This window comes from Iodobacter arcticus (assembly GCF_042664895.1).
Classification (GTDB): Bacteria; Pseudomonadota; Gammaproteobacteria; order Burkholderiales; family Chitinibacteraceae; genus Iodobacter; species Iodobacter arcticus.
The window spans coordinates 1-23,464 of record NZ_JBHTBQ010000035.1; the positions used below are offsets into that span (position 1 = coordinate 1).

The window sequence follows — 23,464 nt, forward strand, 5'->3', positions numbered from 1 at the left end:
CGCCCGCATATGGGATTGGGCGGCATCACCCCGAAACAAAAACTGGCATTACATGCCTAGCCTCTACTTTTAAGTGAGCTTAAAAACGGGGGGATTACCCTTCCAATGGCAGTCTATTAAGCAAAGAGAATGGGGAATTCTGTGCTTACGACATAATTAATGACAAAACAATATCTTCTAACTCCAGCCAAATTAAGCTCAATATTGATAAAGAAATAATTCAATCATTTAACCGTCTCTATGAACATGCTGGGCTTTTTGCCAACAAAGAGACTTTTCAAACCATATGCCAATGGGACGAACAAAAACGCCTACAAGAAATTTCTGCTGCAATTAACGCTATTCCTAGCACAGTACCAACATCACATCCAGCTAACCAAGTTGCCATATACGATCCAGAATTTCGACAATGGCACTTCATACCGCTTGAAATAATTACAGAAGAGACAATGCAATGAAACCAATTGCCTGCATAGGAGATCTGACGACCACAGGAGGATGCATTATCTCGGGGGAAAGCCGCCACCTTATTTATGGAAAAGCAGCGGCCAGAGTGGGCGATAAAGCGACTTGTCCTGCTTGTGGCAAACCCGGAACAATTGTTGGAGGAGAGCCTAGCGTTATCGTTTTTGGAAAACCATTAGCCCTAGAAGGCCATATCATCGCCTGTGGATGCCCTTCCGGCTCAAATCGAATTTTGCCAAGACAAGGCAAAGCGACTGTAAATATGCGACCTGGAGCTAATGCAGCCCCTAGCAAAGCAAGTGCAACACCAAAAGCCTCCTCTGCATCAAAACTTGCAACATCCTCGCAAACTGACCCATCAAAGAAATGGGTGAGCTTTGACTGGGGCAATCAAGGAAGCTGCGAAGGCATGCGATGCATGGCCCATTTTGATGATGGCAGCCAACTAGAAGGGGTCATCGATGCTGACAACAAAGTACACTTCGCCTCAGCCCCCGGTACAGCTTGTTACAAAGTTGAAATGACAGATAAAAGTGACGACAGTTCCTCTGGAAAAAGTCTCACCCAAACTTTAATTAGTTTAATGGAATAAACATGACCAGCTCCTATCCTGCCTCCGCGCAAAACACCCAATCAGAAGTTGAATATCGCGGCCCTTACCCTCTTTATCAGAGCCATGAATTAAGCAGTCCATTAAAACAAAGTATTGAGTCTTTTGAAGCGGCAGCTGCTCGATTTGCAACGGATGCAATCAAAGATGAGCACTTACGGCAACAGTACAAAGCCAATATTTCACGTATTTCAAATCAGGTCAAAACAGATGTAGCTGCAGGAAAAATATCGGTAAAAGAAGGAATGGATTTTTGCCAGCAAATGCGAAATAAAATCATGGATGAAGTTCGATCATATACGTCGGCTCAGGGACTAGCAGTAGCCGAAAAAAAGAAAGCAGTAGGAATGACACAAGAAATATTATTAAACAAATATAGCAATAGCATATTTAACAAAAACTATACTCAACTAAATCCATCACAAAAAGACAAAGTCTATTACGCAATAATAGAATCATCCACCCGTGACAGCGCAAAATTTACAGCGGGTACAAAGGCAATGAAAATAATGGGGAAAGTTGGAATTATCGCCACCGCCATATTTGCTATTGGCTCAATAATAATTGCAGATAACAAAGTAAAAGAAACAGCTAAACAAGGAGGTATATTAGCGGGTGGAGCGGCGGGGGGACTACTTGCGGGACTTACCGTATCAATGATTTGTGGCCCTGGAGCCCCCTTTTGTGCTGTAGCAATCGTTCTGGCAGGTAGCATAGCTGGTGGTTTAGCTGGTGAAGCTGCCGTTGACAGTTTTGATAATGAGCTTGAGGAATTTTCAAAATGGAACATTCATTAAGCCAAGAACAATTAGAAGCAGTATGGGTTGCTTTAGCAGATGTTTTCTCTGTTCCCGAAGAGGAATACTCATATCTTGCACAGCAAGTTAATGATATTCAACTGGACGAAATCAAAGAAATATTTTTTAATGATGTAGCCCCTGTTTTTACATACAACTTAGTCATTACAACACCAGAACTGTTAGGATTCGACCCAGAGCAAGTAATTTTAGCCATACGAAAAGAAAAAGAGAAAAACAAGTCGAAATTTAGAAAATCGCTTCATAAGCTATATGTTGCATACCTTCGATGGAATATAAACGAGTTATGGGTGCAATTTGAATCAGAAGTAATAAAACAAAAAAATAGCAATCCTTCCCAATAAAGACCAATCGAAAATATAATAAATTAAAAAACTGCCTTATACATCGGTTAAAATCGGTGTATAAGGTAAAAAAACCAACAGAACTCAATCCCCTACCCCAAATACCCCGCCACCACATAAATAATCAAGCCCACCAATCCCCCTACCAACGTCCCGCTCACGCGAATAAATTGCAAGTCGGTGCCGATGTTTAATTCGATGCGCTCGACCATATATTGCTCGTCCCATGTTTTGACTTGGTCGGAGATAAAGATGCCGATTGTTTCGCGGTATTCTTCAATGATGGGCGGGATGGCGCGTTCGCATTGGGTATTGATCCATTCTTGCATTTCGGTATTTTCATTGAGCTTTTTACCCATATTGGCGGCCAATAACATGATATTGGCGCGAATGGTGGAATCGACGCGGTGTAAATCGCTATGCAGCCAGCGTAATAATTGCGACCAGAGTGTTTCGATATACTCACCGACTGCCGGATGGGCAAGCAGTTCATTTTTGAGCTTTTCGCCTCTTTGTTTGAATTCGGCATCGTGTTTTAATTTATCAACAAATTGCGCGATATAGCGATCAAATTGCAGGCGCAGATGATGGTCTGGATTATCTTGCATGGCTTTTAATTCTTTTTGCACCGCACCGAGCATTTTTTCGGCAAGATATTTACCGGCGACTTTATCCAGCACCATATATTTTAGAAATGATATTTCTTCTGCGGCCACATGGGCCATTGCTTCTTGTGTTTCGGCGCGGCCGAGTATTTTTTGTAATTCGTGCAATACTTCGCTTAATACATGATGATGACGGCCATTTTGCGTGAGTGAATCTAAAATATGGCCGCTAAACTGGCTAATATCCACGCGCTGTAATTCGGCAATTAAGGTGCTTTTTAAAAAAGCCAATAATCGCCCATCATGCAGGGAATTAAGGCTATAGCTCAGCACCCTGATTAATAAATTAGAAAAAGGCCGCGAGTTTTGCGTAAGCCACGTGGCAATTTTAAGCGCCGGATTAAATTCGCGTATTTTGCCTACAATTCGCTCTGGCGATAAAAAATTACTTTGAATAAAGCTGCCCATGCTATCGGCAATTCGTAATTTATTCCTCGGCACAATCGCAGTATGCGGAATCGGCAAGCCTAAGGGGCGGCGAAATAAAGCCACCACAGCAAACCAATCAGCCAAAGCCCCTACCATAGCCGCCTCTGAAAACGCCGTTACATAGGCCAGCGCCGGATAGCGCGATTTGTAAATTGTGGCAATCACAAATACCACGGCAAAAAACAGCAACAATGCCAGCGGCAAGAGCTTGGCTTGCTTTAATTTTTGGCGTTTCAGCGCAATTTCGGCGCTTTCAATGGCTTGGTAGAGATGATTAGATGAGGTCATTGGCTTAATCGAAAGATTGATTGAATTGAAGGGTATCACTATCTATGCTTGGATGTTATTTCCTGTATTTACAATCGCAGCCTCAGATAGCAAGAGATAGCCAACCCTATTAACTTAAGCAAAAAATACAATGTCTTTGTAGGAGCGGCTTTAGCCATAAGTATCTACACAACTTCTTGCCATCAATTCCGTGCCACACCTCCCCCTTTGAAAAAGGGGGATTGAGGGGGATTTGGTGTTGAATTGGCATGAAATCAGCCGAAATTCCAATGCTAAATCCCCCCTAGCCCCCCTTTTTCAAAGGGGGAACTTGCATATCAACTTGTGTAGATACTTATGGGCTTTAGCCGCGAAAGCGCCGTGTATAAAAACATTCGCGGCTAAAGCCGCTCCTACGGTACAAATCCTTAAGTTGATAGGGTTGGGGTGCAACCCGCGTACTTTTCAGCATTGCTCGCGGGTTGCACCCGCCCTACGAAAAATATTCAGATTAAGATGAATCGGCACCTCGTAAGATGTACAACGACAAAGGCGGCCCCACACAAAAATGATGTTCTCCGTGGCTCAAGTGTGGGTTTAGCTGCATCAAAAAATAACAGACTCCCCACTCGCGTTATAATTCGCCGCTTCTATGTCATGCACAGGTCTAAGCCATGCAAATCTGGGTCGATGCTGATGCCTGCCCCAAGGTGATTAAAGAGATTTTATTTCGCGCGGCAGAGCGCTGCAAAATCATCTGCACTTTTGTGGCCAATCAATATATTCAAACCCCACATTCGCCTTTTTTAAAGTCCTTGGTGGTGGAGCAAGGCTTTGATGTGGCAGATCGCCGAATTGTGGAGCTATGCGCAGCGGATGATTTGATTATTACCTCGGATATTCCGCTTGCATCAGATGTAATCGCCAAAGGCGGCCTGGTGCTGGATTCACGCGGCGAGCGTTTAAGTAAGGAAAATATCGGCGAGCGCCTGAATATGCGTGACTTTATGGATACGCTACGTGCTAGCGGTATCGACACCGGCGGCCCAAGCGCCATGAGCACGGCAGATAGGCAAAACTTTGCGCGGGCGCTGGATAGTATTTTAAATAGAATAAAACCCACACCTTGAACCACGGAGGACACAGAGAACACGGAGTTTCACGGAGAAAACCTTTATGTTTTTCTCCGTGGCCCTCCGTGTCCTCCTTTTTCTCCGTGGTTAAAGACTTGGGTTTTAAAACCTAGCTAATCAATCGATAGCCCACGCCGGTTTCGGTGACGATGTGTTGTGGCAAGGCAGGGTCTACTTCTAATTTTTGCCGTAAATGGCCCATATACACGCGTAAATACTGGCTGCTTTCTGAGTGCGATGGCCCCCATACGGCTTTGAGTAATTCACGATGCGTTAGCACTTTGCCAGGGAAGCGCGTGAGTGTAGTCAGCAGACGATATTCGATAGGCGTAAGGTGCACTGGCACATCACTTTTATAGACCTGACGATTGACCAGATCAATTTTCACTTGGCCAAACTCGATCGCCTGCTGCGTGCCCTGCCCACGCGTATGGCGGCGCAACAAAACACGGATTCGCGCTAGGCATTCGGGCACGCCAAAGGGTTTGGTCAGAAAATCATCGGCACCGGCATCTAGCGCCCTTACTTTTTCTGTTTCTTGCGTGCGGGCAGAGAGCACTAAAATCGGCAGCTCGCACCACTCGCGCAAGCGTTCGATCACCGTTACGCCATCCATATCGGGCAAGCCCAAATCCAGAATAATGAGATCAGGCTTACGCGTGGCCACCTCAATCAAGCCCTGCTTGCCGGTTTCCGCCGTAAACACCTGCATACCCACATCGAGCAGAGATTCGGACAAAAAATGCCGGATCGGTTTTTCATCTTCGATAATGACAACGGTAATGGGGATATCTGACATGCTCGCCTTGATTTTTTATTAAATGGGGGAGTGCAAGAACCTAAGATCTGTAGACACAGAGAACACAGAGAACACAGAGTTTAAAAGCAGAACTCAGATAAACCATGAGCAAGGTTTTATAGGGTGTACAACGACGCAGTCGTTGCGCACCAAGTACCGGTATACAAGAGAAAAATCCATTCCCCATGGTTTCTCCGTGTTCTGTCTTACCTCTCCGTGTGCTCTGTGTCTACAGACCTTAGGGGCTTATCTTAAATCTGCACTTTCAAACACAGGTGGCGTACCCAATGGCAGAGTGAATTCAAATTCTGCACCGTGTGGGTCTAAATTTCGGGCGCTGATTTGCCCGCCGTGGGCGTAGATAATGCTGCGGCAAATGGCGAGGCCCAGTCCTACGCCGGGTGCGCCGGATTCGGTTGTGCCTCGGGTAAATTTATCGAATAAACGCGTGCCTTCTGGTAAGCCAGGGCCGTTATCGCTGACGGCGATGCGGGCCATTACGCCGTCTTTTTTTGCAGAGATCGTCATGATACTGCCAGCCGGGGTATATTTAGCAGCGTTTTCGAGTAAATTAACCAGCACACGTTCCATCAGCACGGCATCGTATTCGAGCATAGGTAAATCAGCGGGTAGATCGACTCTAACCTGATGCGCAGTCAGGCTAGCCCCTGCTACCCTGACTGCACTCCCCACGGACTCCTCTAAAAACTGCCATTCTTTATTAGGCTTTACCCCCGATTGCAGCTTGGCCATATCCAGCAGATTGCTGACCATATGATTCATACGCATCGCTTCTTTTTGCAAGCTTTGCGAAATCTGTCTGAATTCGCTAGGCAGCTCGTCTTTATCTAGCAAGCTGGCAAGGCCAACCAGTGTGGTCAGCGGCGTACGTAAATCGTGAGAGACCGCCGACAAGACGCCATTGCGCAAACGCTCAGATTCCATTACCACAATCGCATCCTGCGCCACTTCCACGTAATGCACTCGCTCTAGTGCCAGTGCAATTTGGCTGGCGGCGCTTTCTAACAAACGCTGCTGCTCAGGCAGAAACACATGTTGGCTATCGCTTGGCAAAACAGCCAGCACACCACGGGTGCGCATCGGGGCTTTGAGCGGAATATAAAGTAAGGGCGCGGCGGGCAAGGTATGTGTGCCAAGGCCTGCGGGCTGCTGATAATCATAAACCCATTGGGCAATGCCTAAATCAGCACTAGCATGCTCGTGCGAGGCGCGGACTTTTTCTTCACTATCGGGAATAAACAAGAGGGTTTGCGATTGAAACAGGCCGTCCAGATGGCGCACGCTCATTTCTACAATTTGTGTGGCGGTGAGCGCGCCCGATAACTCCCGCCCTAGCTCGTACAAAGCCCGCGTGCGGCGCTCACGATAGGTGGCCACGCTAGCCTCAAAGCGTAATCTAGAAGTCAGATGACTAATAATCAGCGCCACCGATAACATCACGGCAAACGTCAGCAAATATTGGGTATCTGACACGGTAAATGACATGCGTGGCGCAACAAAAAAGAAATCAAACGCCGCCACCGACAACAGCGAGGACGCAACCCCGGCACCGCGTCCATAGCGCACAGAAACCAGCACCACAACCAGCAAGTACAACATCACCACATTGGCGGGATCAAAAAATTGCAGCAGTCCCGCACTCAGCACCGTAATTAACGCTGCCCCACCGAGTGCAGCAAAATAGCCATGTCGCTGGCGCTTAGGGCTTGCCTCGTCAAACAACAGACTATTAGGCTTCTCATCGCTAGGCGGTGCTTCGCTCTCATCGTGCGCCACCACGTAAACATCGACATCGCTGGCTTTATCAATCAGCTGCTCAGATAAAGGCCGCCGCCACAGGCGTGACCAGTGATTGCGCTGAGACTTACCCACCACCATTTTGGATACATTACGGCTGCGCGCAAAGGCCAGCAAGGTATCTGCCAGATCCACCCCCGCCAACACGCTGGTTTCAGCTCCTAAATCTTGCGCCAGCTTTAGCGTTTTTAACACCTGCTTACGCGTCGCCTCGCCTTGGCGCTGCAATTCCGGCGTTTCTACATAGACCACCAAGCAATCTGCATGCAAGCTTGCCGCCAAGCGACACGCATTGCGGATCAGCTTTTCTCCGCCTGAATAGGGACCAATGCTGATCAGCAAACGCTCGTGTGCTTGCCAGACAGGCACAATAGACTGATCGGCGCGGTAAGCGCGCATTTGCGCGTCCACTCGATCAGCCGTGCGGCGCAAGGCCAGCTCGCGCAGCGCCAGCAAATTGCCTTTGCGAAAGAAATTCTGACTAGCCCGCGTGGCCTGCTCTGGCCGGTAAACCTTGCCCTCGGCCAAGCGCAGGAGTAATTCATCGGGCGGCAAATCGACCAAGGTGACTTCATTGGCGGCATCAAACACATGATCCGGCAGCGTTTCGCGCACCACAATGCCAGTAATCTGCCCCACCACATCGTTTAAGCGCTCTAAATGCTGCACATTCAGCGAGGTATAAACATCAATCCCCGCCACCAGCAGCTCTTCCACATCCTGCCAGCGCTTAGGGTGGCGCGAGCCAGCCACATTGGAATGCGCTAGCTCGTCGATCAAAATTAGCGGCGGCTTGATCATTAGCGCTGCATCCAGATCAAACTCGGGCAGGATCTGGCCGCGATGCTCAATCTTGGCCGATGGCAAGACTTTTAATCCAATCAGCTGAGTCGCTGTTTCACTGCGCCCGTGCGTTTCCACCACGCCCACTAACACATCCACACCCAAACGCTGCTGCACATGGCCCGCTGCCAACATGGCGTAAGTCTTGCCCACGCCTGCGCAAGCGCCAAAGAAAATCTTCAAACGCCCACGAGCAGCTTGCTCATCGGTCCGTTTGATTTTATCGAGCAGGGAATCGGGGTCGGGACGGGTATCGGTCATTGCGGGCTTAATTTGTAAGAAGTGATCAGTTAAAAACCTAAGGTCTGTAGACACAGAGGACGGGGAGAACACCGAGACCACGGAGAAAACCCTCAAAGGGCGTATTCGACGCGAAGCGGCAATACGCCAGATGGGGAGGTTTATCCGCAGCAATGGCTACGCCCTATGAATAAGGTTTCGTAGGGCGGGTGAAACCCGCCGGGTTTGGCATAAAACACTGCGAAAACGGCGAGCTTCACCCGCCCTACAATTTCTTTACGAAGACACAGCTCCACACAGCTCACCTTTCTTTTCGTCTTTCTCTATGTGCTCTGTGTTCTCATTTAGCCCGTAGGGCGTATTCGACGCGCAGCGGCAATACGCCAATTGATCCGGCGCAATGCCAAGGTGATTGCACCCTACGCAAGTAGTTTGACTACTTCGCCAATGGATATTGCTCATCCAATGCGATATTTAACTTCAGCACATTGACGCGTGGCTCGCCGAACAAGCCAAACTGACGGCCTTCGGTGTTTTCTTCCACTAGTTTACCCACTTTGTCGCTAGATAGCTTACGCTCAACCGACACACGCTCTAATTGATAACGGGCCGCGGCGACGCTGATGTGTGGATCAAGGCCACTGCCTGAGGCGGTAACCAGATCAACGGGGATGGCTCCGGCTTGATTGGGGTGGGCTTTTTTCAAGGCTTCTACTCGCGCTTTTATGGCATCAAGCAAGGCGGGGTTAGTTGGGCCAAGGTTAGAGCCACCCGAACCACCCGCGTTATAAGCCATCGGGCCTGTTGCCGATGGGCGGCCCCAGAAATATTGCGGCTCGCTAAAATTCTGACCAATCAGGTTGGAGCCAACGACTTTGCCCTGCAATTGAATCAGGCTGCCATTGGCTTGCTCCGGCATGGTGACTTGCGAAATGCCGGTGACCAACAGTGGGTAAGCCAAGCCTGTCACAACAGAAAGCAGTGCAAAAATAACCAGAGCGGGTCTTAATTGGGTATTCATTTTCAAATCCTTTGTGCTTGCCCCAAGGCTTGCTTCAAGAGGTGAATCTATCAATAAAGTGGCAAGCGCATCGCGCATTCACCACATCAAACTTCACTACGCCACAACACGGTTTTGCAGCAGCGACAGAGGGTTTTACAGCGCACGGCGTATAGATGATCTTTGGTCAAAGGGTAGAAGGTGCCGCAGCGATAGCAGCCCACCTCTCCTTCCCCATTGCAAGCATCATGTTTTGCCAGATACTCGTTAAGCGTGGGTGAGCGCCGCCAAAACCAATGGCTGCAACGCCACACCGCATACGCTAACCCCATCATGAAAACAATCAGTAATAAGTTTCCAATCATATCCATACGCGTGCCCCGTCATCATCCGGCCTAGGCCGGATCGCAATCGCTTAAACCAAGCCCATCGCACCCAATGCCATATCAATGATTTTAATCCCGGCAAAAGGCACTAATAAGCCACCCAAACCGTAAATCAATAAATTATTGCGCAGTAATTGTGCGGCAGCTTGGGGGCGGTATTTCACGCCTTTTAATGCCAAAGGAATTAAAAACATAATAATTAAGGCATTAAAAATCACCGCCGACATCACGGCTGAATTAGGGCTATTTAATCCCATTACATTTAAAGCGCCCAATTGCGGATAAGTCGATACAAAGGCGGCCGGAATAATGGCAAAGTATTTCGCCACATCGTTGGCAATACTAAAAGTGGTTAATGAGCCGCGTGTCATCAGCATTTGCTTGCCGATCTCTACAATCTCAATCAACTTGGTGGGGTTAGAATCCAGATCCACCATATTGCCGGCTTCTTTAGCCGCTTGCGTACCGGTATTCATGGCAACGGCCACATCCGCTTGCGCCAGCGCAGGGGCATCATTGGTGCCATCCCCCGTCATCGCCACCAATTTGCCTTCTGCTTGATACTGGCGAATCATGGCGAGTTTGGCTTCTGGCGTGGCTTCGGCCAAGAAATCATCTACACCGGCTTCGGCCGCAATCGCCGCAGCGGTCAGCGGGTTGTCACCCGTGATCATGATGGTTTTAATCCCCATCTGGCGCAGCTCGGCAAAACGCTCTTTAATCCCGCCTTTTACGATGTCTTTTAGCTCAATCACGCCCATCACCTTAGGGCCATCGCTCACCAGCAAGGGGGTTGAGCCACGACGGGCGATTTCGTCAGCGATTTTGCCTACGGCCTCAGGGAACACACCCCCCATATTGGCTACATGTTTTTTAATTGCGTCGATGGCACCTTTGCGAATTAAACGATCGTCGTAATTCACACCGCTCATACGGGTTTGTGCGGTAAACGGTACAAACTCAACCGCGTGGCTTAAGAGCGGGCGCTCACGCAGATTAAATTTTTGCTTAGCCAGCACCACAATACTGCGCCCTTCTGGGGTTTCATCCGCAAGCGATGCCAATTGCGCGGCATCCGCCAGCTCTTCCATCGTCACGCCTGGCGCAGGTACAAAAGCAGAAGCTTGGCGATTACCCAATGTGATGGTGCCGGTTTTATCCAGCATCAACACATCCACGTCCCCTGCCGCTTCAACTGCACGGCCTGATGTGGCAATCACATTGGCTTGCATCATACGGCTCATGCCTGCCACGCCAATGGCAGACAACAACGCACCAATTGTGGTTGGAATCAAACATACCAGTAAGGCAATCAAGGCAGTAATGGTAATCGGCGAACCTGCTTTGCTTGCTTCTACGCTAAACATAGAGAAAGGCAGCAGCGTAATCGTCACCACCATAAACACGATGGTTAAAGCCACCAGCAAAATCGTCAATGCGATTTCATTCGGTGTTTTCTGGCGTTTTGCGCCTTCCACCATCGCAATCATGCGGTCTAAAAAGGCTTCTCCCGGATTCACACTCACCCGTATCACAATCCAATCGGATAAGACCCGTGTGCCTCCCGTAACCGCCGTAAAATCGCCGCCCGATTCACGAATCACCGGTGCAGATTCACCCGTAATCGCCGATTCATCCACCGAGGCCACGCCTTCGATCACTTCACCGTCTGCAGGTACTACATCACCGGCTTCCACCAGAATGTAATCACCCTTACGCAGGCTGGCGCTATCCGCAATGGATTTGCCATATTTACGCCCCGGGCCAGACAGCTTTTTGGCGATGACATTTTTCTTGGTGTTCCGCAAAGACGCAGCCTGCGCTTTGCTGCGCCCCTCTGCCAAGCTTTCGGCAAAGTTAGCAAACAGCACGGTAAACCACAGCCATGCGGTTACCCCGGCAATAAAGCTAAGCGCGGCTTCACCGTGCCCTGCCAGGGCTTGAATCAGCAGCAAGGTGCTTAAAATACTGCCCACATACACCACAAACATCACTGGGTTTTTAAGCTGGGTTTTAGGCGCTAACTTTTTAAACGAATCAATAATCGCCGGCTGAATCAGCTGCGGATCAAGTAAAGAAAGTTTTTTATTAGCACTAGGCACATTGTGTACCGCCACAGCAGCAGCCGGTATAGGCGCTGCGGCGGGCTTAGTACGATTCACATCTGTAGTATTCATCGCTTTTTACCAAAAGGAGTTGCAATGGTTTGATTGCATCATTCGTAGGGCGGGTGAAACCCGCGAGCAGTTCTAAATAAATACGCGGGTTGCACCCGCCCTACGCAACATATTAAGAAGGACTATTTAACCGGTGCAACCATCTGCAAATGCTCCGCCACAGGGCCCAGCGCAAGTGCGGGCACGTAGTTCAAAGCGCCCACCAACATCACGGTTCCTACTAAAAGCACTACAAACAAAGGGCCATGCGTTGGCAGCGTGCCACCTGTAGCGCTGAGGCGTTTTTTAGCAGCTAAAGAGCCTGCCATCGCCAACACCGGCACAATAATCAGGAAGCGGCCAAACCACATGGCGATACCCAGCATCACGTTATAAAACGGTGTGTTAGCAGAAAGGCCAGCGAAAGCACTGCCGTTATTATTTGCCGCCGAGGTAAAGGCGTAGAGCACTTCACTTAAGCCATGCGCGCCAGGGTTCAGAATTCCCACTTTGCCATCGGCCACCATCAAGGCAATGGCCGTACCCACCAGCACCAGAATCGGCGTCACTAAGATCGTTAAAGCGCTCATCTTCATTTCAAAGATTTCGATCTTTTTGCCTAAGTATTCAGGCGTGCGGCCCACCATCAGCCCTGCAATAAACACCGCCAGAATTGCAAACACCAGCATGCCGTAAAGGCCTGTACCCACACCACCAAACACCACCTCACCCAGCTGCATCAACGCGGTTGGGAATAAGCCACCCAGCGGGGTTAAGGAATCGTGCATGGCATTCACCGCACCGCAGGATGCCGATGTCGTCACCGCTACAAACAGCGCCGTAGCCGTAATCCCAAAGCGGGCTTCCTTGCCTTCCATATTGCCGCCAGCTTGCGTCGTGCTGACCATCTGATCCACGCCTAGGCTGCTTAAGCCCTTAGTGCCTACTTGCTCGGCATAAAACAACCCGCAGGTCATTGCCACAAAAATCACCGTCATGGCCGCAATAATCGCCCAGCCCTGACGCGCATCCCCCACCATCCGGCCAAATACAAAACACAAGGCTGCAGGAATAATGAAAATCGCTAACATTTGTAAGAAGTTACTAAATGGTGTTGGGTTTTCAAAAGGATGAGCGGAGTTAGCGTTAAAGAAACCGCCACCATTGGTGCCCAAAAGCTTAATCGCTTCTTGCGATGCAACCGGGCCCATCGCTAGGGTTTGCGTATGGCTAACGATGTCTTCCATGACAGGCGCGCCCTTGGCATCTTTCACCACAAGGCCCTGGCTATCTTGTTTAGGCTGCTGAAACGTCACCGCCTGAACCGTTTGCACTTCCTTATAGCCATCCAGATTCTGAATCACGCCCTGCCCTACAAACAGCAAAGACCAGATCAAAGAAAGCGGCAGCAAGATATATAAAGTAACCCGCGTTAGATCCACCCAGAAATTACCCACCGTACTGGCGCTATGCCGTGCAAAACCACGGATCAAGGCAATCACTACCGCAATACCCGTTGCCGCAGAAACAAAGTTCTGTACGGTTAAACCCAGCATTTGCGTGAGGTAAGACATGGTGGTTTCGCCACCGTAGCCCTGCCAGTTGGTGTTGGCGACAAAGGAAATCGCGGTATTTAATGCAGAATCTGGGCTAACTGCCCCCAGCTCCTGAGGATTAAACGGCAAGCCACCTTGTAAACGCTGCAATGCATATAAAGCCACTGCACCGACAAAGTTGAATAGCAACAAGCCAAATGCGTAAGACTTCCAGCCGGTTTCTTGGCTTGAATTCACGCCAGCAAGCCGGTAAATCACACGCTCAACAGGCTTTAAAACCCGTAATGGCAGTGGAGTTTCGCCCTGCATCACTTTGTTGATCAAAATCGCCAGCGGCCACGACAACAATAATAAAACAGACAAAAACAGCCCCAACTGGAGCAAAGCATCGGTAGTCATTAAAAACGCTCCGGTTTAAACAGCGCGTAAAAAAGGTAAACAATTAAAACAGCGGCAACGACAGAAATCAGCACAATCATGATTCACCACCCAAATGGCTACACGCCAGCAAAAGCAAGACTGGGCAAGCCGCAAATACGCATAAAGCGCCTAAATAAATCACATCCATGGGTAACTCTTATAAAGAAGAATCGACCCATGCACTTTATGGAAAACGGTGTAAAGACTTTGGTAAAAACAGAGCGGTGGGTATAAAGAAAGTATAAAGATTATAAAAATAAAGACGCGGGGAGCGGGGGAAAGAGCCTGAAATCCGGGCCCTTTATGGCATAGAGGGTGCAGATAAGCACCTTTTATGAAAACACAAAAAACTTTCGTGTGACCATTTACTTTCACACTAAAAAATCAAAAATCTGTTCAACTTACAACCACCTCACAATGGCAATTGAACAACCACCCTCAATCCCCCCTCAGCTCGATTACTCAGCAAGATATCTCCTCCATGTGCGCGGGCAATGGCACGGGCGATGGCAAGCCCTAGGCCACTGCCGCCAGTATGACGGGAGCGGGAGGTTTCTAGGCGCACATAGGGCTCAAACACGCGTTCTAGATCAGCTTCAGCGATGCCGTCCCCATGATCAGCTATCGATACGATGATCATCCCGGCTTGCGCCTGTACATCAACATCAATCTGCACGCCGCCGTAACGCAGGGCGTTGTCGAGTAGATTGCCTAGGCAGCGTCTTAGCGCTTGTGGGCAGCCAATCATCACGGCACGACTATGCCCACTGACGGTAATTTGCGCACCAAGGGCCTCCATATCTTCGATCACGCCTTCCAGTAAATCCATAAAATGCAATTTAACACTGGCCTCGGCGCTACTGCCTGCCCGTAAAAAAGCCAGCGTATCGGCGATTAAGTTTTCCATTTCTTCTAAATCGTGCTCAATCGCGGCATTTTGTGATGGGTCTTGCAGCTTTTCTAGACGCAAACGCACGCGGGTAATGGGTAAACGCAGATCGTGGGAAATACCTGCCAGCATTTGCGAGCGGGCGCTTAAATAGAGCTTAATCGCGGATTGCATGCTATTAAATGTACGAGCCAGATGGGCCACTTCTGCTGGCCCTGTTTCGGGCAAGGCGGGCTGGTGCAGGTTTTTTGCCAAGCCTTCTGATGCAGCGGCAAAAACCGATAGCGGTTTAGTCAGCCGCCGTACCGCCCAAATAGAGAGCAGCGCCGCAGCCAGCGCCACTAACGCCAGCCAGCCCACAATACGCCAAGGCTCCCGAATCAGCGCATTACCCATCCTAGAGGAGTGAAAAGTCACCACCGTGCCATCAGTTAGTTGCCCTTGTAAGGTCACCATTTTTAATGCGCCATCAGCCAGCGCTTCCCAAGTGTCAGCATTTTGGTTTATGGGCACCCTTGCATATTTAATCGATACCACTTGCATTCGTACTGTCTTATGCAACATAGCCCGCACCAAGGATTCAAAATGCCGCGTATCCGGCGTTTCCGCCTCAGGGGTTAACCATTCACCTCCCAGCTCTACCCGATTAACCGGGTCACTTAATACGGATAGCAAACGCAAACGAAAAGCATCGGGCGTTTCACACAATACATTCAGGGAGCTGGCCATATGCTGGGCCACGTATTCGGTTCGAAACGCGTAGACCTGCCGCGCTCGGTCGTTGAGCACCAGCCAGATTCCAGCGGCATTGGCTAAAAACAAGCCGGAAAGCATCACCAGTAAAATCTGACCAAATAGTGTTTTAGGCCAAAAGCGCATCAATTCCCCCCTTCAGCATCAGAAAATACCGAGGTAGCGCTGATCATCATCCACCGCATCAGCAAGCCTCAACCTTACACGCCAGCATATAGCCACTACTGCGCAGGGTTTTAATCAACAGCGGCTCGCGTGCATCATCGCCAAGGCGGCGACGCAAGCGGCCTATCATCACATCAATCGTGCGATCAAATGGCGCGGCCTCTTTGCCATTAATGGCATCCATCAGCTGATCCCTTGATAAAACCCGGTTGGGGTTTTCTGCCAGCACTTGTAATAATCGATATTCCCCAGTGGATAGCACCACCACTACACCATCTGCGCCTAATAAGTATTGCGCGGCCAGATCAAGCTCCCAACCTGCAAAACGCAGCCGCCGTGCCTTAGCCACCTTCACTGATTCCGGCGCGCGGCGCAAAATACTTTTGATACGTGCCAAGAGCTCTCTGGGATTAAATGGCTTGGGCAAATAATCATCAGCCCCCATTTCTAAGCCAATAATCCGATCCAGCTCATCACCACGGGCCGTTAGCATTAACACTGGCAAATGAGAATTCACCCTTAAATTACGGCAGAGCGTAAGTCCGTCTTCCCTCGGTAGCATGATATCCAGAATCAGCAAATCAAAAGTTGCAGCTTCCATCGCCTTTAACATCGCATCGCCATCCCCCACCGCCGTAACACGATAGCCCTGAGCCACTAAATAATCACTGAGTAGCGCGCGCAAATCTGCATCGTCATCCACCAAAATTAAATGTGCGCTCATCCATTACCTCAGTCTTTTTGATCACAGAACATCTTCGCCCGTGCAAGGAAAAGATGCTCCCGAAGAAACAGCGTTGTTTAAATAGGCCATTTTTCCAAGCTCCCGCCTCAAATGTAGGGTGGGCACGTTTTTATGTCTACGCGTTCGTGCGCAACTCCATGCCCACCCTTCTACAAGTGTTTTGTTTCTTATAAGAGCATAACCCGCCTACCGCCTAGGGTACGACAGTAAATGACCGCTATTTACACGCCGTTTACAAAAAGGACGGCCAAGCCATCAAACGGTTTACATAGGCACGGTTTAATGGCCCTACACCTTCAACAGGAAAACCACCATGAACAAGTCGTCTATTCTTGCCTTCACCATCACCTTCACCCTCGCCCTTTCTGCCTTTGCCAGCGCAGCGGGTACGGTTCCTTTTACAGAGCCAAGCCGTCCAGCAATGGACAACGATCACTCGGCTAACGCTGTAAGCCCAGATCAAACGGCCAGCGCTCAGGCCAAATCACACTCTAAAACCACGGGGATTACGCCCTTCTCGCAGCGCAGCCGCCCGCCTATGGAAGCACAGGCTCGCAGTGAGCCGCACTCACCCGCCAAATCCACGGAAATTGCACCGGCTAATGTCACACCGGCCGATATGCACCCAGGCCGCCTTAAGCGCACCCAATACCAATAAACCAAGCCGCCACTTAGCGCCATTTAGCCTTTTTTAATCAGCCAGCAAGCCCCGGTTAACGGGGCTTTTTATTTGAAACGAGAGCCCGATGATGCCCACCTCCCCCAAAGCGCTCCCCTTCTGCTTGGCCCTGATCCTCAGCGCCTGCAACTCTGCGCCCGCCCCTACCGCCGCGCCTCTGCCTGAAGTAACAGCACTCCTGATCCAGCCGCACGATATTGCCATGCGCTCAGAGTTTGTTGGCGAAACCTCCGGGGTGCGGGATGTAGAAGTACGCGCTCGGGTTGGCGGCATTTTGCTTAAGCGCACTTTTACCGAGGGGCGGCCCGTTAAACAAGGGCAGGTTTTATTTGAGATTGATCCAGAGCCATATAAGGCAGAGCTGGATTTAGCCCAGGGGGAGCTGGCTCGGCAGCAGGCCATTTTAAACAAGGCCAGAGCCGATAAAGATCGCATTGCACCGCTCTTTAAAGAAAACGCAGTTTCTGAAAAAGATAACGATGATGCCATCAGCGCTTTTGCTGCCGCAGAGGCCAGCGTGCAAACGGCACAAGCCAAGGTCAAAACCGCCACACTTAACTTAGGCTACACCAAAGTGACCGCGCCCATTTCTGGCATCAGCAGTAAAGAAGCGCAATCAGAGGGCAGCTTGATCAGCAGCAGCGCGCCTCAGCCGCTTACCACCATTTCGCAAATGTCACCGCTCTACGCCGATTTCTCGGTTGCCGAGCAAGATCATCAGGCGTTTGAGCAAGCTCGAGCACCAGACCCAAGCAGCAGCAAAGAATTAAACACCCAAATCATGCTGGCTGATGGCACGGTTTACCCCTTAAAGGGCCGGGTCAATTTCCAAGATAACCGCATTGATCCGGCCACCGGCACCATCAATATGCGGGCGCAATTTGATAACCCCAAAGGGGATTTGCTGCCCGGCCAGTTTGTGCGCGTGATTGTAGACAATGGCGTTCGCCAGCAAGCCATCACCATTCCAGAACGCGCCATTGTGCAGCTGCAAGCCGAAAAACGCGTGATGCTGCTCAATGACAAAAACATCGTTGAATCGCGCAAAGTTCAGCTAGGGGAAAGCATAGGGCATGAGGTGATTGTGGAATCCGGCCTGAAAGCGGGCGAGCGCATTATTGTGGATGGCTTAATCAAAGCGCGCCCAGGCCAGCAAGTCAGCATTAAAAAGGAGGGGTAAATGTTTTCTAAATTCTTTATCAACCGGCCCATCTTTGCCTCGGTGATTTCCATCGTGATTATGCTGGCGGGCTTGGCAGCGATGTTTTCGCTACCTGTTCAGCAATATCCAGATATCGTGCCTGCTGTGGTTTCCGTGAGCGCCAACTACCCCGGCGCTACGGCAGAAACCATTGCGCAAACCGTAGCATCCCCCTTGGAGCAACAGATTAACGGCGTAGACAATATGCTGTATCTGCAATCCAAATCGGCGGCAAACGGGCAAATGAATATGAACGTCTATTTTGCCGTCGGCACCAATCCCGACCAAGCCACCATTGACGTCAACAACCGCGTGCAGGCAGCGCTCGCCAAAATGCCCGATGAAGTCAAACGGCAAGGCGTAACCGTCAGAAAGAAATCAACCGAAGTGCTGTCGGTGATCTCCTTAGGCTCGCCATCCGGCCAGTATGATCGCAATTTTATTGCCAATTACGCCCTACTCAATATTCTGGATGATCTAAAACGCATACCCGGCGTGGGGGATGCCAGCATGATGGGCGGCACCGATTACGCCATGCGGATCTGGCTAAAGCCCGATCGCCTGGCCCAGCTCAAGCTCACGCCTGCCGATGTGGTTAAAGCCGTGCAAGAGCAAAACTCGCAATTTGCAGCGGGCAAGCTAGGGGCCGAGCCAGACAATGATCCAGTTGATTTTACCTACACCATTAACGCCAAAGGCCGTCTGACTGATCCAAAAGAGTTTGAAGCCATTATTGTTAAATCCATGCCTGATGGCGCAAAAATCCGGCTAAAAGACGTGGCTCGTGTAGAAATGGGGGGTAATGATTATGATATTTCCGGCATGCGTAATGGCAAGCCATCCGTGGGGCTGGTGACTTACGCCCAGCCGGGCGCCAATGCGCTGAATGTATCCAAAGCCATTGCCAACAAAATGCAGGAACTCTCTACTCGCTTTCCTCAAGGCATGGACTACGCGATTCCTTACGACACCACCAAATTTGTTAAAACCTCGATCGAGAAAGTAGTCACCACCTTGCTTGAAGCAATGGTGCTGGTGTTTTGCGTGGTGTATTTATTTTTGCAAAATTTCCGCGCCACGCTCATCCCCTGCATTGCCGTGCCGGTATCCCTGCTCGGCACTTTTGCCGGTTTGGCGATGTTCGGGTTTTCTATCAATCTGCTTACGCTATTTGGCATGGTACTGGCCATCGGCATTGTGGTGGACGATGCGATTGTGGTGCTTGAAAACGTCGAGCGAATTATGCGCGAGACGGGCTGCTCGGCCAAAGAGGCCTCGATTCAAGCCATGCAGGAAGTCTCCGGCCCCGTCGTAGCGATTGTGCTGGTGCTTTGCGCGGTGTTTTTGCCCGTGGCCTTTATGAGTGGCATGACCGGGGTGATGTATCAGCAATTTGCCATCACGATTTCTATCTCAGTGATTATTTCCGGCATTGTGGCGCTTACTCTATCTCCTGCCTTATGTGCGCTTTTGCTTAAACCCGGCCACCACGAACCTGCGCGTTTTTTTGTATGGTTCAACCGTGTCTTTGAACGGATCACGGGAGGCTATATTGCGGGCGTTAAGTTTCTAAATCGCCGCGTTGGCGTGGCTTTTGTGCTGTTTGCGGGTATTTTAGCCAGCACGGCCTTGCTGTATGTCTTGGTGCCTACCTCCTTAGTACCGGCAGAAGATCAAGGCACGATGTTTGTAAGCGTTGCCCTGCCCGATGCCGCCTCACTAGCCCGCACCCGTCAGGTAAGCGCCGAATCAGATGCCACGCTCAGCAAGCTGACCGAAGTACAAAATGTCACCACTTTTACCGGTTTTGATATTTTATCCGGCTCCAAGCTCACCAATCACGCCACCAGCTTTGTGACGCTCACCCCTTGGGACGAGCGTAAGGGGCAAGGGCAGGATTCGTTTTCGCTGGCAGAAAAAGCCATGCAAAATGCCAACTCCATCCAGAGCGGCCTGATTACCGCCTTTACCCCACCGCCCATTATGGGCATGTCGACCACCGGCGGCTTAGAGGGCTATTTGCAAGACCGTAACGGTGCAGGCTCGCAAGCGCTGAGCACGGCCACACAAAAGCTGATTGATGCGGCAAAAAAACGCCCTGAATTTGCCAAGGTCACCACCACCTTCCGCGCCAATGTACCGCAGTACTTTGTTGATCTGGATCGCGAAAAAGCCAAGGCGCTGGGGGTCAATATCAATGATGTATTCAGCAGCATGCAAGCCACTCTGGGCCAGCTCTATATCAACGATTTCAACCGCTTTGGCCGCACCTACAAAGTGCAGCTGCAATCTGAAGCCCAATATCGCAAACGCCCTCAAGATCTGAGCAATATTTTTGTGCGATCTGCCAAAGGCGACATGATTCCGCTCACCAGCCTTGTCACCATTAAAGACACCAGCGGGCCAGAGCTGGTAGAGCGCTTTAATATCTTTGGCGCGGCCAAAATCATGATCCAACCTGCGGCAGGTATTAGCTCGGGGGAAGCCATTAAGGCCATGGAAAGCGTTACCGCCACCGCATTGAGCAGCGATTACACCCTTGCCTGGACCGGTAGCGCTTATCAGGAGAAAGAAGCCAGCGGCACGGCAGGCATTGCCTTTTTGCTTGGCATTGTGATGGTGTTTTTAATTTTGGCGGCGCAATACGAAAGATGGAGCTTGCCATTTGCCGTGATTACCTCGGTGCCCTTTGCACTCTTTGGAGCCCTGCTGGCCGCATATATGCGGGATATGAATAACGACGTGTATTTTCAGATCGGCATGGTGACGCTGATTGGTCTGGCGGCTAAAAACGCTATTTTGATCGTTGAATTTGCGGTAATGAAGTTTGAAGAAGGCATGAGCTTATCTGACGCCGCCATCGAAGCGGCAAGACTACGCTTCAGGCCAATTGTCATGACATCGCTCGCCTTTATTTTAGGCTGCGTGCCACTGATTACCTCAAGTGGTGCAGGGGCAAACAGCCGCCATTCGCTAGGCACACCGGTGATTGGCGGCATGCTGGCCGCTACCTTTATTGCCATTTTCTTTATCCCGCTGTTTTTCCGCCTGATTATGGGCTTAAAGAAAAAGTAGCCCCCTGAAAAAACAAACACCCGCGCCTGCTGGTAACGGTAGGCGCACACCCTGAGATCTTCGCTATGAAACCATCCCTGATTGCCAGCCTGCTCGCGCTGCTCTGCACGGCTTGCGCCATCACGCCCGAGCCCACCATGCCAAGCCTTGATTTACCTCAATCCACATACAAAGCATCGATTGCTAACGACTGGTGGAAAACATTTGATGACCCGCTGCTCAATATGCTGATCGCACAAACGCTGCAGCATAATAACAATCTGAGTATCGCCGCCGCCCGAATAGAAGAAGCCCGCGCCAAACTGGGCATCAGCAGCTCAGCCCAATGGCCTCGTTTAGATTTGCAAGGCAAGCAGCAAAACAATACAGACACCGGCGCGCCCAAAATGCAGCTGGCAGGCGCGGCAAGCTGGGAGCTGGATTTATGGGGCCGCCTTGCTAACCAAACAGAAGCCGCCAGCCAGCTGCTCCTATCCACTCAAGCGGCACACACCGGCTTACAACTGGCACTCAGCGCAGAAACGGCCCAAGCCTATTTCAATCTACGCGCTCTGGATGCCCAGCTTGTTCTGGCAAACCAAACTGTTGCATCGCGCAAAGCAGCATTTGTCTTACAAACAAAACGCTTTCAAGGCGGGCTGATTAGCGAACTGGAAGCACGGCAGGCAGAAAGCGATTTTGCCGCTGCACAAGCCATTGTTCCCCAATACCAGAGCAAAATTGCGCAAGCAGAAAGCATCCTGTCGATACTTAGCGGGCAATCCCCAAGAGCGCTCATCGAAGAGGGATTACAGCGCGGCAAGCCCATCGGCGACATCCACATTGCTAATCAGCTACCCACGCACCTCCCTTCTGATCTCTTACTTCGCCGCCCCGATATTGCAGAGGCCGAAGCCCGCCTACGTGCCAGCCACGCCGAAGTGGCCGCAGCACGCGCAGCATGGTTTCCGCAGATTTCTCTATCCGGCATCCTTGGCACCGCCAGCAATCCACTGGCTAATCTATTTGCCGCAGGCAGTAAAACTTGGCAATTTGCAGGTAATCTTGGCATGCCGCTATTTGATGGCGGCCTGAGCGCAGCACAAATAGACCAAGCCCGTGCCCAAGATAAAGCCGCAGCAGCGGGCTACCGGCAAGCCGTACAAAACGCCTTTGCCGACGCCTTTGCCGCACTAAAAATCAATCAATTAAGTCAGGAAAAAACCACAGCCCAAGCGGGGCAGATCACGGCGCTTGAGCGCCAGCTCAAATTAGCCATTTTGCGCTACGACAACGGCTATAGCGATTACCTCACCGTACTGGATAGCGAGCGCAATTTATTCAACGGCAGGTTAGAGCTGATTAGCGCAACACGCGATCAGCTATTGGCACAGGTCAGCCTGTTTAAGGCTTTGGGAGGGGGCATTAAAGTGTAAATAGCCCCTTCACAGAAAACGCTCAAACCAAAAACAAAGGCCAGCGTATACCAAGCCTTTGTTTTTAAAAAAATCAATCTTGATTTACATCCCAATACCAAATCGTTGCGCCATAACTAGAGCCGGGGAAATTTGGCATTAGCTCGCCTTGTTTAAACAGCGCACGACTGTTTTGTTTGGCAGGGGTGTACCAATAGCCTGTTTCTGGGCATGGGCTATTCGCTGGGCAGCGGCCACTTTGTAGTGAGTCGTCTACTGAAGCCGTTAATAAAGGTTGGCGAATTTCCGGGCTAGGCCAATCGCTGTTTTCATCAAATCGCCTCATCCAGCGTAAGCTGCTTTCGTAATCAAAGCGTGGATTAGGATCGTCATCCCACGGATCTAAAGTCAGTAATTGCAATTCATCGCAGCGAATGGGCTTGATTAATTCGTTGGCTTTGATTAAAAGATCGGGCAGGCCTTGCGCTACCGGATATAAATCTAATTCACCTAAACGTATCCAAAGTGCATTTTCTGCATTTGGATTATGAGGCCCTACAGGGTAAGGTAACGCCGTAATTTGTATGCGTGGATCATTTAAAAATTCACGCACT

The 23,464-nt window shown here is 50.3% G+C and carries 18 protein-coding genes; 8 read left to right on the forward strand and 10 right to left on the reverse strand.

Annotated elements, in window-relative coordinates:
* Window positions 1-454 precede the first annotated feature (454 nt).
* The 3 genes from ACFQNF_RS16160 to ACFQNF_RS16170 are packed head-to-tail and all read left to right on the forward strand — an operon-like array spanning window position 455 to window position 2,237.
* Complete coding sequence (locus tag ACFQNF_RS16160; RefSeq protein ID WP_380188964.1) at window positions 455-1,057, forward strand: PAAR domain-containing protein; 603 nt, start codon at window positions 455-457, stop codon at window positions 1,055-1,057.
* 2 nt (window positions 1,058-1,059) lie between these two features.
* Window positions 1,060-1,872, forward strand: a complete 813-nt coding sequence (locus tag ACFQNF_RS16165; protein WP_380188965.1) for a hypothetical protein — start codon at window positions 1,060-1,062, stop codon at window positions 1,870-1,872.
* A complete protein-coding gene (locus ACFQNF_RS16170) occupies window positions 1,857-2,237 on the forward strand; it encodes a DUF7079 family protein (protein WP_380188966.1) in 381 nt (126 codons plus the stop codon). Before ACFQNF_RS16165 ends, ACFQNF_RS16170 begins: the two co-directional genes overlap by 16 nt.
* 92 nt (window positions 2,238-2,329) lie before the next feature.
* Here ACFQNF_RS16170 and ACFQNF_RS16175 read toward each other — a convergent pair whose 3' ends face one another.
* The gene (locus tag ACFQNF_RS16175) at window positions 2,330-3,619 is read right to left on the reverse strand and encodes a DUF445 domain-containing protein (RefSeq protein ID WP_380188967.1); all 1,290 of its coding nucleotides are present in this window, start codon (window positions 3,617-3,619) and stop codon (window positions 2,330-2,332) included.
* A 653-nt stretch (window positions 3,620-4,272) separates the two neighbouring features.
* Between ACFQNF_RS16175 and ACFQNF_RS16180 the strand changes: the two genes are divergently transcribed.
* A complete protein-coding gene (locus ACFQNF_RS16180) occupies window positions 4,273-4,728 on the forward strand; it encodes a YaiI/YqxD family protein (RefSeq protein WP_380188968.1) in 456 nt (151 codons plus the stop codon).
* Between the two features lie 112 nt (window positions 4,729-4,840).
* Here ACFQNF_RS16180 and ACFQNF_RS16185 read toward each other — a convergent pair whose 3' ends face one another.
* The 8 genes from ACFQNF_RS16185 to ACFQNF_RS16220 all read right to left on the reverse strand — a co-directional run bounded on the left by ACFQNF_RS16185 (window position 4,841) and on the right by ACFQNF_RS16220 (window position 16,480).
* Entirely contained in the window at window positions 4,841-5,530 is a 690-nt protein-coding gene (locus ACFQNF_RS16185) for a response regulator (protein ID WP_380188969.1), read from the reverse strand.
* A gap of 246 nt (window positions 5,531-5,776) precedes the next feature.
* A complete protein-coding gene (locus ACFQNF_RS16190) occupies window positions 5,777-8,452 on the reverse strand; it encodes a DUF4118 domain-containing protein (RefSeq protein WP_380188970.1) in 2,676 nt (891 codons plus the stop codon).
* 415 nt (window positions 8,453-8,867) lie between these two features.
* The gene (gene kdpC / locus ACFQNF_RS16195) at window positions 8,868-9,452 is read right to left on the reverse strand and encodes a potassium-transporting ATPase subunit KdpC (protein ID WP_380188971.1); all 585 of its coding nucleotides are present in this window, start codon (window positions 9,450-9,452) and stop codon (window positions 8,868-8,870) included.
* A 394-nt stretch (window positions 9,453-9,846) separates the two neighbouring features.
* Window positions 9,847-11,994 carry a potassium-transporting ATPase subunit KdpB gene (gene kdpB / locus ACFQNF_RS16200; protein WP_380188972.1) on the reverse strand — a complete coding sequence of 716 codons (2,148 nt, stop codon included), beginning with the start codon at window positions 11,992-11,994 and terminating at the stop codon, window positions 9,847-9,849.
* Between the two features lie 122 nt (window positions 11,995-12,116).
* Complete coding sequence (kdpA, locus tag ACFQNF_RS16205; protein WP_380188973.1) at window positions 12,117-13,928, reverse strand: potassium-transporting ATPase subunit KdpA; 1,812 nt, start codon at window positions 13,926-13,928, stop codon at window positions 12,117-12,119.
* Window positions 13,928-14,008: a K(+)-transporting ATPase subunit F gene (gene kdpF / locus ACFQNF_RS16210; RefSeq protein WP_082752678.1), complete on the reverse strand. Its 81-nt coding sequence runs from the start codon at window positions 14,006-14,008 to the stop codon at window positions 13,928-13,930. The genes kdpA and kdpF overlap by 1 nt, the downstream gene beginning before the upstream one ends.
* Before the next feature lie 353 nt (window positions 14,009-14,361).
* A complete protein-coding gene (locus ACFQNF_RS16215) occupies window positions 14,362-15,717 on the reverse strand; it encodes an ATP-binding protein (RefSeq protein ID WP_380188974.1) in 1,356 nt (451 codons plus the stop codon).
* Window positions 15,718-15,775: 58 nt separating this feature from the next.
* Window positions 15,776-16,480 carry a response regulator gene (locus ACFQNF_RS16220; RefSeq protein WP_380188975.1) on the reverse strand — a complete coding sequence of 235 codons (705 nt, stop codon included), beginning with the start codon at window positions 16,478-16,480 and terminating at the stop codon, window positions 15,776-15,778.
* Window positions 16,481-16,814: 334 nt separating this feature from the next.
* Between ACFQNF_RS16220 and ACFQNF_RS16225 the strand changes: the two genes are divergently transcribed.
* The 4 genes from ACFQNF_RS16225 (at window position 16,815) to ACFQNF_RS16240 (ending at window position 22,871) form a co-directional block, all read left to right on the forward strand.
* Window positions 16,815-17,159 (forward strand): hypothetical protein, encoded by a 345-nt coding sequence (locus ACFQNF_RS16225; RefSeq protein WP_380188976.1) that lies wholly within the window; start codon window positions 16,815-16,817, stop codon window positions 17,157-17,159.
* An 88-nt stretch (window positions 17,160-17,247) separates the two neighbouring features.
* Window positions 17,248-18,360, forward strand: coding sequence for an efflux RND transporter periplasmic adaptor subunit (locus ACFQNF_RS16230; RefSeq protein WP_380188977.1), 1,113 nt, complete (start codon window positions 17,248-17,250; stop codon window positions 18,358-18,360).
* On the forward strand, window positions 18,361-21,456 hold the full coding sequence (locus ACFQNF_RS16235; RefSeq protein WP_380188978.1) for an efflux RND transporter permease subunit: 3,096 nt from the start codon (window positions 18,361-18,363) through the stop codon (window positions 21,454-21,456).
* A gap of 65 nt (window positions 21,457-21,521) precedes the next feature.
* Window positions 21,522-22,871, forward strand: coding sequence for an efflux transporter outer membrane subunit (locus tag ACFQNF_RS16240; protein ID WP_380188979.1), 1,350 nt, complete (start codon window positions 21,522-21,524; stop codon window positions 22,869-22,871).
* 73 nt (window positions 22,872-22,944) lie between these two features.
* Here the strand turns inward: ACFQNF_RS16240 and ACFQNF_RS16245 are convergent.
* Window positions 22,945-23,464 (reverse strand): hypothetical protein (locus tag ACFQNF_RS16245; protein ID WP_380188980.1); only part of this gene is annotated, 520 nt, incomplete at its 5' end.